14 protein-coding genes are annotated in these 15,033 nt (G+C 63.5%); 7 read left to right on the top strand and 7 right to left on the bottom strand.

The annotated features are described in order from the left end of the window. The first annotated feature begins 2 nt into the window (after nt 1-2). From ASU23_RS08970 to ASU23_RS08960, 3 genes are all read left to right on the top strand, one after another. Complete coding sequence (locus ASU23_RS08970; RefSeq protein ID WP_003939797.1) at nt 3-308, top strand: DUF1416 domain-containing protein; 306 nt, start codon at nt 3-5, stop codon at nt 306-308. A gap of 291 nt (nt 309-599) precedes the next feature. Continuing rightward, on the top strand, nt 600-1,205 hold the full coding sequence (locus ASU23_RS08965) for an FABP family protein (RefSeq protein WP_172827035.1): 606 nt from the start codon (nt 600-602) through the stop codon (nt 1,203-1,205). Between the two features lie 144 nt (nt 1,206-1,349). After that, nucleotides 1,350-2,390 carry a type IV toxin-antitoxin system AbiEi family antitoxin domain-containing protein gene (locus ASU23_RS08960; RefSeq protein ID WP_058037752.1) on the top strand — a complete coding sequence of 347 codons (1,041 nt, stop codon included), beginning with the start codon at nt 1,350-1,352 and terminating at the stop codon, nt 2,388-2,390. A 233-nt stretch (nt 2,391-2,623) separates the two neighbouring features. Here ASU23_RS08960 and cydC read toward each other — a convergent pair whose 3' ends face one another. The 5 genes from cydC to ASU23_RS08935 all read right to left on the bottom strand — a co-directional run bounded on the left by cydC (nt 2,624) and on the right by ASU23_RS08935 (nt 9,619). After that, nucleotides 2,624-4,312: a thiol reductant ABC exporter subunit CydC gene (cydC, locus tag ASU23_RS08955; RefSeq protein ID WP_058037751.1), complete on the bottom strand. Its 1,689-nt coding sequence runs from the start codon at nt 4,310-4,312 to the stop codon at nt 2,624-2,626. After that, on the bottom strand, nt 4,302-5,990 hold the full coding sequence (gene cydD / locus ASU23_RS08950; RefSeq protein ID WP_058037750.1) for a thiol reductant ABC exporter subunit CydD: 1,689 nt from the start codon (nt 5,988-5,990) through the stop codon (nt 4,302-4,304). Before cydD ends, cydC begins: the two co-directional genes overlap by 11 nt. A 58-nt stretch (nt 5,991-6,048) precedes the next feature. Continuing rightward, the gene (gene cydB, locus ASU23_RS08945; RefSeq protein WP_003939727.1) at nt 6,049-7,092 is read right to left on the bottom strand and encodes a cytochrome d ubiquinol oxidase subunit II; all 1,044 of its coding nucleotides are present in this window, start codon (nt 7,090-7,092) and stop codon (nt 6,049-6,051) included. A 9-nt stretch (nt 7,093-7,101) separates the two neighbouring features. Beyond that, a complete protein-coding gene (locus ASU23_RS08940; protein ID WP_007733830.1) occupies nt 7,102-8,601 on the bottom strand; it encodes a cytochrome ubiquinol oxidase subunit I in 1,500 nt (499 codons plus the stop codon). A gap of 154 nt (nt 8,602-8,755) precedes the next feature. Then, complete coding sequence (locus ASU23_RS08935) at nt 8,756-9,619, bottom strand: aminodeoxychorismate lyase (protein WP_058037749.1); 864 nt, start codon at nt 9,617-9,619, stop codon at nt 8,756-8,758. A 79-nt stretch (nt 9,620-9,698) separates the two neighbouring features. On the opposite strand from ASU23_RS08935, the gene ASU23_RS08930 reads away from it, so the two are divergent. The 4 genes from ASU23_RS08930 (at nt 9,699) to ASU23_RS33280 (ending at nt 12,841) form a co-directional block, all read left to right on the top strand. Further along, nucleotides 9,699-10,820 (top strand): folate-binding protein YgfZ, encoded by a 1,122-nt coding sequence (locus ASU23_RS08930; protein ID WP_007733828.1) that lies wholly within the window; start codon nt 9,699-9,701, stop codon nt 10,818-10,820. Continuing rightward, nucleotides 10,817-11,485 carry an MOSC domain-containing protein gene (locus tag ASU23_RS08925; RefSeq protein ID WP_030535239.1) on the top strand — a complete coding sequence of 223 codons (669 nt, stop codon included), beginning with the start codon at nt 10,817-10,819 and terminating at the stop codon, nt 11,483-11,485. Before ASU23_RS08930 ends, ASU23_RS08925 begins: the two co-directional genes overlap by 4 nt. Further along, nucleotides 11,482-12,435 (top strand): asparaginase, encoded by a 954-nt coding sequence (locus ASU23_RS08920; RefSeq protein ID WP_058037748.1) that lies wholly within the window; start codon nt 11,482-11,484, stop codon nt 12,433-12,435. The genes ASU23_RS08925 and ASU23_RS08920 overlap by 4 nt, the downstream gene beginning before the upstream one ends. A 202-nt stretch (nt 12,436-12,637) precedes the next feature. Then, a complete protein-coding gene (locus ASU23_RS33280) occupies nt 12,638-12,841 on the top strand; it encodes a DUF3073 domain-containing protein (RefSeq protein ID WP_003940337.1) in 204 nt (67 codons plus the stop codon). A gap of 150 nt (nt 12,842-12,991) precedes the next feature. Here ASU23_RS33280 and purM read toward each other — a convergent pair whose 3' ends face one another. Together purM and ASU23_RS08910 are read right to left on the bottom strand one after the other, a co-directional pair. After that, the gene (gene purM / locus ASU23_RS08915; protein WP_003940225.1) at nt 12,992-14,071 is read right to left on the bottom strand and encodes a phosphoribosylformylglycinamidine cyclo-ligase; all 1,080 of its coding nucleotides are present in this window, start codon (nt 14,069-14,071) and stop codon (nt 12,992-12,994) included. 207 nt (nt 14,072-14,278) lie between these two features. Next, complete coding sequence (locus ASU23_RS08910) at nt 14,279-15,025, bottom strand: AIM24 family protein (protein ID WP_003939813.1); 747 nt, start codon at nt 15,023-15,025, stop codon at nt 14,279-14,281. Nucleotides 15,026-15,033: the final 8 nt, after the last annotated feature.

The raw sequence follows: 15,033 nt of genomic DNA, 5'->3' as shown, positions 1-15,033 counted from the left end.
TCATGTGTGGAGCACCTACTCAGGGCCAGACCCTGCCTGCCGGCGTCGACGTCGAGAAGGAAACGGTCATCACCGGCCGCGTTCTCGCAGCTGACGGCCAGCCCATCGGCGGCGCATTCGTGCGTCTGCTCGACGGCTCCGGAGAGTTCACGGCCGAGGTCGTGGCATCGGGAACCGGCGATTTCCGCTTCTTCGCCGCTCCGGGCGAGTGGACCGTGCGTGCACTGTCCAGCTCGGGCAACGGCACCTCCACCGTCGCTCCCGAGGGCTCGGGCGTGCACAACGTGGACGTGACCGTCAGCAAGTAATTCCTGCTTTGTCAGGCGGCCCCGCACCCCTCCGGTGCGGGGCCTTCTGCATTCCGGCTCCCGATTTTTCCGGTCGGTCGCCGCGGTCTAAGATGTACCCGTGGTCATTTTCTTCGAGGTACTCCTCGCACTCGCATCCGTCATGATCGCTTGGTTCTCCGTGTACGTCGTGTACCGCTTGGTCACCGACGAGTCGTGAGTCAGGCTCCGGATTCAGGGTCCGACGCGACCGCTGACGATTCCGCCGCTGCAGGTGCCGTAAGGCGCGGCAGCGGGGACGAAGCTGTCGCCATCGCCGTCGAGCGCTCCAAGTCGACGGCGTCGCTCAACATTCCGACCCTGCCGGACCTTCCGTTGCCGGAGGACACCGCAAACCTGCGCCTCGGCCCGGACATCAATCCCGAACTCCTCGCGCTTCTCCCCCTCGTCGGTGTCTGGCGCGGCGAAGGTGAAGGACACGACGAGAACGGCGACTACGCCTTCGGTCAGCAGATCGTCATCTCGCACGACGGCGGCCCCTACCTCAATTGGGAGTCCAGATCTTGGCGCCTCGACGCCGAGGGCAAGTACGTGAGCCCCGATCTGCGCGAGAGCGGCTACTGGCGCATGGGCGGCGACGGCATCCCGGGCAGCGTCAACCAGGAAGTGGTCGAACTCCTGCTCAGCCACAGCTCCGGTGTCGTCGAAATGTACTACGGGCGCGCACTCACCCAAGCGTCGTGGGAACTTGCCACCGACGTGGTGATCCGCAGCCAGTCCGGTGCACTGTACGGCGGCGCGAAGCGTCTTTACGGCATCGTCGAAGGCGGCGACCTCGCGTACGTCGAAGAGCGGATCATGTCTGACGGTGGCCTGGAACCGCGTCTCTCGGCCCGCCTGACGCGCTACATCGGCTAGCTCTGCTGTGCGCCTTTATTAACCCCCGGCGGTTAATAAAGGCGCACAGCAGATTTATCCACAGGCACCGACAAATTCCACAGGCGGGCTTCTGAGCGGCATCTTCGACCGGTTCTTGTCGGTCCGCGATCTGACGGTATTCGCATGAGCTGCGACTACATCGATCCTGATCTCCGAAGACTCTTCGACTTCCAACACGGACTCGCGACCAATAAACAACTACGCCCTTTCGGCTATTCACCGCGGCGCATCCAACATCTGGTCGAATCGGGTCAATGGACTTCCGTCCTCCACGGCGTTCAATCCAGCACCAACGGCCCGCTCAACCGAGCAATGATTCTCGAGGCCGCCCTTCTGTTCGGCGGCGGAGAGACCTACCTGAGTCACCGGACGGCAGCTGAAGAGTGGGGACTCACGCACATCGAGTCCGAACTGCCGGTCCACATCACGGTCCGATACGGCAGATCCTCGCGCTGTCAGAGTCCGACGGTCAGACCCGAACGCTCCCCGGCGCGCCCCGTTCCGTTGGGGTGGTCCACTGCCCATCCCGGAGTGATCGTTCATCGTTCACGCGCTCAGGCCCACATCGGCGTTGCCACTCAGCCTGCTCGTACTTCGCTGGCCGACACCGCAATTGACCTGGCGGTTGCAGAGCCGTCGGCTCGCGACGCCGCTCGTTCTCTGGTTCGCTCGGCCACGGCGTGCAAAGTGTCACGGATGGAATTGCGCACCCGAATGGAATGCCGACGGCCGAGGCGATATGTCAAAGCGCTGTCCTCGACATTGGACCTGTTGGATCGCGGTGTCCAGTCGGTACTCGAGCATCGCTACGCAATCGAGGTCGAGCGAGCACACGGTTTGCCGGAAGCACGACGGCAATCGCTGGTCCTCGTCGATGGGAGAACTCTCTACGAGGACGTCGACTACCGCAATTGCGGTGTCGCACTGATCGTTCGACTCGACGGATTTGCCTTCCACTCTTCTCGAGCGACTGCACTGCGTGATCGTCGGCGAGGAAACGCATCCGAACTGTCAGGCAACGCCACACTGGTCTTCGGTTGGGAGGAGGTGGAGGGGGCCTCGTGCCGAACTGCAGCCGAGGTCAGAGCCATCCTCGAGCGCGGTGGATGGTGGGGGCCTAATCCTTGTCCACGCTGTGCGCCTTTATTAACCGCCGGGGGTTGATAAAGGCGCACGGCACGAAGCGACCCCCGAGCCACACCCACGCTTTCGCGCGGATCCCGGTCGGACTGATCGGGGGCTCGGGGGTCGGGTGGCTGCCTGGGATTCGCCGGCCGCTCACGCGGTAAGTGAATTCCATCAGCGATTGCGGCTAGCTGGCAGCCACCTCACGCGTCCGTCTGTACTTCAATTTCAGACCACCTCCTTCCTTGTGTACAGGAGAAAGTACGCCCACTTCACGATGAGGGCAACGTATTTTCCACAGAAACTTTTCCGACGCATATCACCTGGTCAGCTGGTGTGCCGTCCGGAAGTTGGTGGGTGACGACAACAACGGTTCGCGAAGAATCGACCAGCGTTGCGTCGCGACTGAGCAACTCGCGGAGCAACTGATCGCCCGCCTCCGCGTCCATGTGCTCGGTCGGCTCGTCGAGCAGCAGCACCTCCGCGGGCGAGACGATCGCGCGCGCCAACAGCAACCGACGACGCTCACCGCCAGAAACCGCTCTCATACCGCCGACCAGGTAGGTATCGAGCCCGTCCGGCAGGTCCGACAGCCACTCGCCGAGACCAACTGCGGCAAGTGCCTTCTCCGCGTCCTCGGCGGTGAGGTCACCCCGCGCGACGCGCAGGTTCTCGAGTACCGACGTCTCGAAGAGGTGTGCGTCCTCGGCGAAGTACCCGACGTGCCTGCGCAGTTCGGCCGGATCGATATCCGAAATATCCACTGCGCCAACGCGCACTGTTCCCGCGACGGGCGGCAGCAACCCCGCCGTCGTCATCAGTGCGGTGGTCTTTCCGGATCCGCTCTCCCCGACGACGGCAACGCGGGCACCGCGAGGAAGATCCACGGAGAGCGGTTCGGTCACCTTTCCCCCGGGCCAACCCGCCCGCAACGCGTGCACACTCAGGACCCCGTCCTCCGGCCACGCACGATTTCCTTCAACGTGTTCGGCGTCGGCTCGATCGAGTACCACCATGATGCGTGCCGACGCCAGCCGCGCCTTGGTCAACGCAACTGCCGCGCTGGGCAGTATCGCGGTTCCCTCGAAAGCCGACAGCGGAAGCAGTACAAGGATTCCCATGGACATCGGTGACATGTCGGTGGTTCCGTACAGCGTAATTCCGATCAACAGGGCACCGAGGACGCTCACGCCGATTGCCAGGGGCGTCGCCGCGGCGGCAAAGGCACTCGGTACCGCCGCGCGATCGGTTGCGTCGACCACATCGTTCTCGGCAGAGACCGCCTCGCTCACCGCCTGATCCAAGCGACCCGATACCCGGAGCTCGGCGGAATGGTCGAGGGCGGTCACCGCGGACTCACTGAATCGCGCTGCGGCAGCAGAACTGTCGGCCTCGGCGAGACGAGCAGCACGAGCCGAAAGCCAGGGTGCCGCGATCCCGGACACCGCCAGCGCAACAGCCAGGATGAGCGCGGCCGGAACCGAGATGAACAACAGGATTCCCACCGCAGCAAACGCGAGGACAATCGAGACCGCAATCGGGATCAGTGCTTTGACGACGACGTCGCCCAGTGCATCCACGTCGGCGCCCGTACGTGAGAGCAGGTCACCGCGTCGTAGTCCGGCTGCTGCCGCGGGATCTCCTGCGGCCAACTGCTGGTAGATCCTCGATCGCGCCGCGGTGGTTCCGCGCAACGCGACGTCGTGCGTCGTCAATCGTTCGAGATAGCGGAAGACACCACGTGAGATTCCCAATGCGCGTACGGCAACTACCGCAACACTGAGATCGAGAACGGGGGGCATCTCCCAAGCACGCGTGATCAACCATGCGGACAGCGCGGCCAAGGCGAGTGCGCTACCGAGTGTTGCCACACCCGCCGCTACCGCCGTCAGTACGCGTCGTGGCCGAAGTTCCAGTAGCCGCAGAGCACGCAGAAGCGGATCGTGAGCGTCACTTCTCATGAGCGCGCACCTCGACGATCCGGTCAGCTGCGGCAAGCACACTCGGACGGTGGCCGATCACGACAACGGTGTCGCCACGCTCCGCCCGTGCTCTCAGAGAAGCCAACACTGTCCCTTCCGAATCCGAGTCGAGGTGAGCGGTGGGTTCGTCCAGGACAAGAACTGCGCGGTCCGAGGCAAGCACGCGTGTCAGTGCCAGCCGTTGCCGCTGCCCCAAAGACAGACCTGTACCGCCGACGCCGATCACGGTCTCGACGCCCGCAGGCAGCTCGGCCAGTACCGCGTCGAATCCCGTCGCAGCAGCGGCGCGAGCCAATGCTTGCGCATCGACGACCCCGGTGAGATCGAGATTTTCACGAACGGTGCCGGGCAGGAGGACCGGATGTTGCGGTAGCCAGGCCAACTGACTCCACCACGCGTGCTCGTCCAGGTCTCGGACATCGACGCCGGCGACCGTCACGCGCCCACTGCTCGGTTCGATCAACCCGAGCAGCGCGTGCACTGCCGTCGACTTGCCGCAGCCGTTGGGACCGGTGAGCACGGTGATCGCCCCTGGCGATGCCACGGCGGAAAGTCGAGACGGTGCGACTCCCCCACGAGAGGTCACGCCGAGTCCGTCGAAGACGATGTCGGCACCGCGAGCGACCACCGTCGTGCTACCACCCTCCGGTGCGGCAGAATCCGCCTCGATAACCTCGAATGCCTTGTTGGCTGCCGCCATTCCGTCCTCGGCGGCGTGGAACTGGGTTCCCACCATCCGAAGTGGCAGGTACACCTCGGGGGCGAGGATCAACGCGACTATCCCCGGCTCGAGTGACATGTCGCCGTACACCAGTCGCAAGCCGATACTCACGGCCACCAACGCGACGCAGAGCGTTGCGAGCAGTTCAAGCACCATCGAGGACAGGAACGCAACGCGGAGGGCGGACATCGTCGTTCGCCGATGAGCGTCACCGAGTTCACGGACGCGCTCGGCAGGACCCTGCTGACGACCGAGCGCCCGCAGCGTCGGCAAACCGGCAAGGAGATCGAGCAGTTGCGAAGACAACGTGGTCATCGCTGCCAGCGTCTTCTCCGACTTACCCTTTGTCAGCAGGCCGATCAGAATCATGAAGATGGGGATCAGCGGCAGCGTCACGAAGATGATGACCGCAGACGTCATGTCCTGCACCGCAATGACTATCAGGGTGATGGGTGTCAGCGTCACCGACAAGACCAGGGCCGGAAGGTATCCCGTCAGGTACGGACCAAGGCCGTCGACACCTCGGGTGACCACGGTCGCGATCTCGTCACGCCGCGGATCCAGATCGCGAGGACTCATCGCCGTCGCCGACGTCAGCACGCCGTTCTTGATCTCGGCAACGACGCGAGTCGACGCCCGGTGCGCATACCTGGTCTGCAGCCAAGTCCCCAGAACTCGGACCGCCACAGCTGCGGCGAGAACAACCAATTCGGTTGTCCACGAGGAAACATCCACAGTTCGAGTGGTGATCACTCCGGCCAGCACCCGGCCGATCATGAGCGCCGCGACGATGACCATCACGACGTTCACCATCGACAGAGCAACAGTCAGGATCAGGTAGCCGCGCGCAGAAGCGGAATGTCGCCACAGCCGCGGGTCGATCGGCCCCCGGCGACGCTCCCGAGTGGTGGGAGCGTCGCCTACTTCGATTGTCACGTGAATTCGACCGTCAGTTCTTTCGTGTTTCGAATGTGTCGTGATTCAGGGTTCGTGACTACCAAGTCTTCTCCTTGAATCGGAGACCGATCGACGCCGGAATCTGCTTGGAGGAGATGCGCTGTCGGAACACCCAGTACGTCCAGCCCTGGTAGATGATCACCACCGGTGTCATGAATGCCGCGGCCCACGTCATCACCTTGAGCGTGTACGGACTCGACGACGCGTTCTCGATGGTCAGGCTGTACGCCGGATCCAGCGTCGACGGCATGACGTTCGGGAACAGCGAGGCGAACAGCAGCACGACGGTGGCGATGACGGCCACACAGGTGAGAACGAAAGCCCAGCCTTCGCGCTCGGCCCGCGTCAGGAAGACGACGCCGATCAGTGCCGCAGCAGCGGCAGCTACCAGAATCCACGTCCATCCCTTGCCGTAGGCGAGTTGCGTCCACAGGACGAATCCGCCGGCGACCGGAATAGCCGGAATTGCCAGTCGTGCAGCAATCTTCACGGCATCTTCACGAACCTCGTCGGCACTCTTGAGTGCCAGGAACACTGCGCCGTGGAGAGCGAACACCAGCGCGGTGGTCAGACCGCCGAGCAGCGCGTACGGATTGAGCAGATCGAAGAATCCCGACTCGACCTGCTTGTCGGCGTTGATCGCCACGCCCCGAACGATGTTCGCGAAAGCCACGCCCCAGAGAACTGCCGGGACCCAGGAGCCGAAGATGATGCCCCAGTCGCAACGCTGACGCCATTTGTCGTCGTCGATCTTGCTTCGCCATTCGATGGCACAGATACGAACGATCAAGGCCACCAGGATGATCAGCAGCGGTAGATAGAACCCGGAGAACAACGTCGCGTACCACTCCGGGAATGCCGCGAACATCGCGCCACCGGCGGTGATCAGCCACACTTCGTTGCCGTCCCACACCGGGCCGATCGTGTTGAGCGCTACCCGTCGACGCGTATCGGCCGGGAGGTCACTGCCTCTGCCGACGATCGGCATGAGCATTCCGACACCGAAGTCGAACCCTTCGAGGACGAAGTAACCGATGAACAGTACTGCGACGAGCACGAACCATACTTCTTGAAGTCCCATGATCGCCTCCTAGTACGCGAACGACAGTTGTTTGGGCTTGTCCGGATCTTCCGGCTCATCATGATCTGTATCGCCCGGCGGATGCATGTCGTGCTCCAACGGGCCTTCCTTCGCGTACCGCACGATCAGCTTGAACCAGACGACTCCCAGCGCTCCGTACAGCAGGGTGAAGGTGATCAGCGAAGCCCAGACGGTAGCCGACGCGTGGTCCGAAACACCTTGGTCGACAGTAAGTCTGATCATGTCGACGCCGGTCGGGTTGGGATGCACCACCCAGGGCTGACGGCCCATCTCGGTGAAGATCCAACCGGCGCTGTTCGCCATGAACGGAGTGGGGATCGCGACCAGGCTGAGTATTCCGAACCACTTCTGGTCCGGGACCCGCCCCTTACGAGTGACCCACAGTCCCGCGAGAGCCAGTGCTGCCGAACCGGCGGCGAGGCCGATCATGGCGCGGAAAGACCAGTACGTGACAAAGAGATTCGGTCGGTAGTTACCCGGTCCGAAGTCCTGCTCCGCCTGCTCCTGCAGTTGGTTCACGCCTTGCAGTTCGACGCCGGTGAACTTGCCCTCGGCCAACCATGGAAGAACGAACGGCACCTTCAGAACGTGCGTCACGCTGTCACAGTTGTTGTGAGTGCCGATAGTGAGGATCGAGAAGTCCGGATCCATCTCGGTGTCGCACAGCGATTCCGCCGACGCCATCTTCATGGGTTGCTGCTGGAACATGAGCTTGCCTTGGACGTCACCGGTATAGATGATGCCGATTCCGGCCACGATCATGACGAGCAACGCGAATCGTGTTGCCGGGCGGTACATCGTCCGTGCGTCGGCTTCGAGGCGCTCGGCTTCGGCGGCCTCAGCCTGCTTGGCGCGGCGCATGTTCCGCACCATCCACCAACCACTGATGCCGGCGACGAACGTCGCCGCTGTCAGGAAGGCGCCGGCAACCGCGTGCGGGAAGGCAGCGAGAGCGGTGTTGTTGGTCAGCAGCTCCCAGATACTGGTGAGCTCGGCACGACCCGTTTCAGGGTTGTACGTCGCACCGACCGGATGCTGCATGAACGAGTTGGCCGCGATGATGAAGAATGCCGACGCGTTGACGCCGATCGCCACGAGCCAAATGCACGCCAGGTGTACAAGTTTGGGCAGCCTGCCCCAACCGAAGATCCAGAGTCCGATGAAGACGGACTCCATGAAGAAGGCGACGAGGCCTTCCAATGCGAGCGGAGCTCCGAAGACGTCACCGACGAATCGCGAGTACTCGCTCCAGTTCATGCCGAACTGGAACTCCTGCACGATGCCGGTGGCTACACCGAGTGCGAAGTTGATGAGGAAAAGCTTGCCGAAGAACTTGGTGAGCCGATACCAGTGGTCCTTTTTGGTGACCACCCACATCGTCTGCATGATCGCGATCATCGGCGCAAGTCCGATGGTCAGCGGAACAAGGATGAAGTGGTAGACGGTAGTGATACCGAACTGCCACCTGGAGACGTCCAAAGTATCCATTGGCTACTCCGAGAGTAGGGCCCTGGGACAGGCTTCGGGGTTCGAGACGCGGGCAGTCGCTCGGCCCCTGCGGACACGGTACTGCTGTCCGGTTTGGACCGCAGGACTTTGCTACTACCAAATGTAGTAGAGACCTGTCGCGATTCCTATTCGCCTATCGCCCTGCTGAATCCGAATCAATTGCACGTTCAACCAATTCCGCGAATTCCCCGGAGACCTTCGGCTCTGGCAATGTGAGCCCGTCGAGTGTATGGACGCATGCGGCCAGCGTGACGCTCGAAACCATCCACACTCCGTCGGCCGCAATCAAATCCGCAGGTCGGAGGGTTTCGTATCGGCAATCGAAGCGAGCACTGCCGGCAACGTCGAACAGGGCGCGCTGCGTAGTGCCCATCAAAATGCCTTGTGCGGGAGGCGGTGTGATCAAAGTCCTGTCCCGAACGATCACCACCGTCGAGCGTGGCCCCTCCAACACATTGCCCTCGGAACTGACGAAGATCACATCGTCAGCACCCAAATTCGCCGCATATCGAAGCGCTGCCATGTTGGTTGCGTACGACAACGTCTTCGCGCCCAGTAGCTGCCAGGGTGCCCGGGCAGAGAGATCGACAGAGAAACCTCGCTCGAGAGTCATCACCGACAACCCCGATTCGCGGACCTGTCTGACCCGATCGGCCACCGGACCGACCATCACGAAGGCTGTCGGCTTGTCACCGCTCTCACGGCCGCGGGTCAGAACAAGACGAAGAGCGCCTTCCTTCTCGGTCCCCCACTCCTCGGCAGCCATCTCGATCGCCAGACGCCAATCATCGAGAACGGGAGCGGGCAGACCGAGTGCCCGCGCGCTCAGAACCAGTCGACTCAGGTGTCCCTCGACCACCCGGGCGCGGCCGTCGCGTACCAACAGCGTCTCGAAGACTCCGTCGCCGCGCACCACCGCCAGGTCGTCGGCGTGCAGAAACGGTGCGTCAGCATCGAGCACCTCATGGTCGAGAGTCACCAATACGCGATCAGGCATGCCATCAACCCTAACGATCCGCCAAGCCGCCGGGGCCGCCCTGTAACCGCGATCCCGCCCACACTCCTAGACTGGTCTCGTGGTCGACAACGCTCTTGTGCCCAACAGCCCACTTCTGACTTCCCCCGGCGCGGTCACCGCACCGGACGGTTCGGCCGACATCGGTGTCGCGTGGCACTACGGCGATCCTCTCGGCGAACAGCGAACCGCGCAGCGCGCAGCAGTGGTGGTCGACCGCAGTCACAGATTCGTGATCGCCATTCCCGGCGACGAACGCCTCACGTGGCTGCACACGATTTCGAGCCAGCACATCGCCGCGCTCCCCGACGGCAAGAGTGCCGAGAACTTGAGCCTGGACGTCAACGGACGCGTCGAGCACCACTTCGTGCAGACGGACCTGGCAGGTGTCACCTGGATCGACACCGAGGCGAACCGCGGACCCGACCTTCTCTCCTTCTTGAAGAAGATGGTGTTCTGGTCCAAGGCCGAACCTCGAGACGGCAACGAACTCGCGGTCCTGAGCCTGATCGGACCCGAAGCGTCAACTGTCCTCGCCGCACTCGAGGTTCAGACACCCACCGAGGCCTACGACGCTCACGCCTTGGCCGACGGCGGATTTGTCCGCCGCATGCCGTGGCCTACCGAGAACTCTTTCGATCTTCTCGTCCCACGTGAGCAACTGGCAGCGTGGTGGACCAGGCTGACCGATGCCGGCGCCAAGCCCGCCGGCAGTTGGGCCTTCGAGGCACTGCGCGTCGAAGCGACGAGGCCTCGCCTCGGACTGGACACCGACGAACGGACCATCCCGCACGAGGTCCACTGGATCGGCGGGCCGGCCGAGCACGGCGCCGTCCACCTCGACAAGGGCTGCTACCGCGGTCAGGAAACCGTTGCCCGGGTTCACAATCTCGGCAAGCCCCCGCGCCATCTCGTCATGTTGCACCTCGACGGCAGCGCCGAAGCCGTCCCGGAACCGGGTGACCCGATCACGGCGGGCGGACGGGCCGTCGGACGCGTCGGGACCGTCGTCAATCATCACGAGCTCGGCCCCATCGCACTCGCTCTGATCAAGCGGAACATCCCGGTCGACACCGAACTGATGGCCGGCCCCAGCGCTGCGTCCATCGATCCGGATTCGATCGTCGCGGACGACGCACCCCAGGCCGGACGTGAGGCTGTCAACCGATTGCGCGGAAAGTGACGGGCACGGTCGACGCGGTCTGCGTCGTCCACACCGAACGTGACAGTGGCGTCAGGCGAGTCCCCCGTACCGCGATCGACAAGCGTCCCGTCGACGGCCGCGTCGCGGTCGGCCGACTCGGTCTGGGTGGCGACTACGTCTGCGACACCGAGTTCCACGGCGGCGCCTTCCAAGCTGTCTACGCGTATCAGCGCGACGAAGCGCAGCGCTGGTCGGACGAATTGGGCCGACCTCTCGGCCCCGGATGGTTCGGCGAGAATCTTCACATCAGCGGGATGCTCGTCACGGACGCCGTGATCGGCGAGCGTTGGCACATCACCGGAGCCGAGGCGTCGGACGTTCTCGAACTCGAAGTGACCGCTCCCCGGGTCCCGTGTGGCACCTTCGGCATCTGGGCCGCGGAGAAGGGCTGGGTCAAGCGATTCACCGAGCGGACCGACGTCGGCGCCTATCTTCGCGTCAACCGGACCGGCACGATCGCCGCGGGCGATTCGGTCACCCGAGTCCACGTACCGGATCACGGAGTGACTGTTCGAGAGGTCTTCGCCGGAACGGACCCTGAGCGGCTTCGACGGCTACTCGCAGAACACACCGATCTTGCACCGAACGTCACCGCGCGTGTCCAGAGGTTCATCGAACAAGCAGAAGCGCAGGTGCACTCGTGAGTATCGAATTGGTGGAAGTGGTCCGCTCCGGATTCCGCGAATGCGTGCATCGCGGATCGGCCGTCATTCTCGGCGCCGACGGCGAGGTCGTTGTCGGACTCGGGGAAATTCACACACCCATCTACCCGCGCTCGGCGAACAAGCCGCTGCAAGCCGTCGCTGCGCTTCGTAACGGCTTTGCACCCACCAGCCCGGAAGAGCTGGCCGTCGCGTCGTCCTCACATGCGGGCGAGGCCGATCACATCGAACTGGTCGCAGCGCTTCTCGCTCGCTACCAAATCGGTGTCGACCAGTTGCAGTGCCCCTCCGATCTGCCGGGCAACGAACTGGCCCGAGCCGAACTGATCGCAGCGGGCGAGCTTCCCAGCCCGATCTACATGACCTGCTCGGGCAAGCACGCCGCGATGCTCGCCACGTGCGTCGTGAACGACTGGCCGCTCGAGACGTACATGGAGCCGACTCATCCCCTCCAACTCGCGATCCAGGAGACGATCTTCGATCTCAGCGGCGAGGAAGAGCAGGAACTCGGCATCGACGGTTGTGGTCTCCCGATCGTGCCGCTCTCGCTCACGAACCTGGCTCGGGCATTCGGACGCCTGCCCTCGGCTGAGCCCGACTCACCCGAACGAGCTGTGGCCGACGCGGTCCGCGAGAACCCCTTCCTCGTCTCGGGCACCGGCCGCAACGATCAGCGCCTGATGTCCGCCGTGCCGGGTCTGTTCTCCAAGACCGGATACGACGGCATCTACGCCGGAGCGCTTCCCGACGGTTCCGCTTTCGCCCTCAAGATCGACGACGGTCACGAGCGGGCGCTCCTGCCCTTGGCGGCAGCTCTGCTCAAGCGGATGAACACCGAGTGGACCGAGGAGTTGGCGGCTCTCGCATCCGCTCCGGTCTTCGGCGGCGACGCCCGAGTGGGGACGATTCGCGCAATTCCCGGAAACTTCTGAGCAGTTCTCACAAAGTTCTGACGAGTTCTTTCAGCATCCTGGCAGCTCGCGGCCATAGTGAGAGCAATCAGACACGGCGGTGAGGCCTTCGTGGAAGCGGAAGCGACTTTTCCACGCTAGAGTGTGTGTCAGGAAACTTACACACTCAAACGGGGCCGCCAAATTCCCCAGGCCGCCCCGCGAAAGCGCGAGGGGGTCAGCCATGGGCCGCGGCCGGGCTAAGGCAAAGCAGACCAAGGTTGCACGCGAATTGAAATACAGCGTACCGACCACGGATTTCGACAGCCTGCAAAGAGAGCTCGCAGGTGGATCGACCAACTCGCATCGGAGCAGTGTCCGATCGGACCAGACTTCCGATAGGGAAGGGCATGCGCGAGAGGACGACTACGACGACTGGCGGCGTTGACCGCGCACTGCCACCGCGCAGACTGTGAAATGAGGAAGAGCTGATCGCTCTTCCTCATTTTTGCGTTCCGTTTTCCGCCTCGCGTCTGCTTGCACGGACACACAAAACTGCCCCACCGGATCTCTCCGATGGGGCAGCTGACGTTGCGGTCTAGAAGCGCGGGTGGTCTCCGGCCAGGAACGCACGCTCTGCAGCGGCGTCCGACGCCTTCTTGACGCTACCGAGCGTCCAGCAGTCGATGTGGCGTGCGGTGAGGACGGCAAGTGCACGGTCGACGTCCTCGGGTGCGACGACGGCGACCATGCCGACGCCCATGTTGAACGTCTGCTCCATCTCGGCGCGCTCGACGCGTCCGCGCTGCGCGATCATGGCGAAGACCGGAGCGGGGCTCCAGGTTCCGCGATCGAGTTCGGCGACCAAGCCCTTGGGCATGACGCGCGCGAGGTTGTTGGCGAGGCCGCCACCGGTGACGTGGCAGAACGTGCGCACGTCGGTCTCGGCAGCGAGTGCCAGGCAGTCCTTGGCGTAGATCTTGGTGGGCTCGAGCAGTTCCTCACCGAGCGTGCGGCCGAACTCGTCGACGTGTGCGCTCAGGTTCATGCGGTCGATCTCGAGCAGGACCTTGCGGGCCAGTGAGTAACCGTTGGAGTGCAGTCCCGAAGAACCCATCGCGATGACGACGTCGCCGGGGCGAACGCGATCCGGTCCGAGCAGCTTCTCTGCCTCCACGACGCCGACACCGGTGGCGGAAAGGTCGTAGTCACCGTCGGCCATGATGCCGGGGTGCTCGGCGGTCTCGCCGCCGAGGAGAGCGCAGCCGGCCTGGATGCAGCCCTCGGCGATTCCGCTGACCAATTCCGCGACGCGCTCGGGGATGACCCGGCCGACGGCGATGTAGTCCTGGAGGAACAGCGGCTCGGCGCCACAGACGACGAGGTCGTCGACAACCATGGCGACGAGGTCGAGTCCGACCGTGTCGTGCTTGTCCATCGCCTGCGCGACAGCGAGCTTGGTTCCGACGCCGTCGGTCGATGCGGCGAGCAACGGCTCCTTGTAGTCACCCTTGAGGGAGAACAAGCCGGCGAAACCACCGAGGCCACCCATGACCTCGGGGCGGCTGGCCTTCTTGGCCAGAGGGGCGAAGAGTTCCACCGCCCGGTCGCCTGCGGCGATATCGACTCCTGCTGCCGCGTAGGAGGCGCCTGCGGTGCGGTGACTGTCCTCGGTCATCGGGTTACTACTCCAGCCTTGTATTTCTCGCGAGCACGTATTGCTCGTGCACAGGTAAGTGGTCTTGCAATGTGAAGTGTTTGCAATCCTCGTGACGCGAGATGGATCGTTCGACTCGAGACCCAGAGCGCGCACACAAATACCGACGATTACGCCCATACGCTACCGGACCGGCCCCCTCGGTGAGACCTCGCGTACCCCGAGACGTCAGTTCTGCAGCCGCGCACCGATCGAGGCGTGCAGTGCGCGCAGACTGTTCTGCCCGAGTGCGACCGTCTCGGATTCGATGTGTTTGAGGAGGTGTCCGTCGTGGACGACCTTCTCGCTCGACTGGATCAGTACCGTCCCGGCTCCGGTGAAATCGAACTGGCGTTCTTCGCCGGTGTTCGCGCCGAACATGCTTCCCCGAACCGCGCCCAGGAAGCTCTGCATCCAGTCGGCATCGAAGTGGTGGGACGGCGACGGGCAGTCGGCCCAACCCACCAACGCCTGCGGGTCGATGCGCAGCGGCGGCTCCGCGAACATGACCGGGCCATTGGACGACGCCAGGAACTTGCCTGTCCCCAGTAGCGTCAAAAAGCCTGGGACGATGGACTGTTTGAGGTCCAGGCTCGTCTCGAAGGCGAGGAGATTGGCCGCGCGAATCGTGAGGTTGCCGTCGTCGAGGTCATAGGAATTGATGTTGAATCCGCGGTCCCCGAGGATCAACTTGCCCTGTCCCTGAGCGAGCACCCAGTCGTCCGCGTAGAGCGGTGAAGAGAACCTGGCCGCGACGATCGCCGTCATGCTCGTGCGCCCGAGCGGCTCGAAGTTGATGTTTCCGTAGTACGCGATCATCGCGCCCTTGGACGTGAACCACGGCTGCCCGGCCATCTCGACGCAGAAGGCGTAATCGTTGCCCGGGACGTTGTCGTTGGCGGGCAGAGTTGCCGGATTGTGAATTTCGATACCCATGCTCTGTG

Source organism: Rhodococcus sp. KB6, from assembly GCF_001445685.1.
GTDB classification, from domain to species: domain Bacteria; phylum Actinomycetota; class Actinomycetes; order Mycobacteriales; family Mycobacteriaceae; genus Rhodococcus_F; species Rhodococcus_F qingshengii.
The sequence above is the reverse complement of the archived record's forward strand: the minus strand, read 5'-3'. Positions and strand labels throughout refer to the sequence as shown.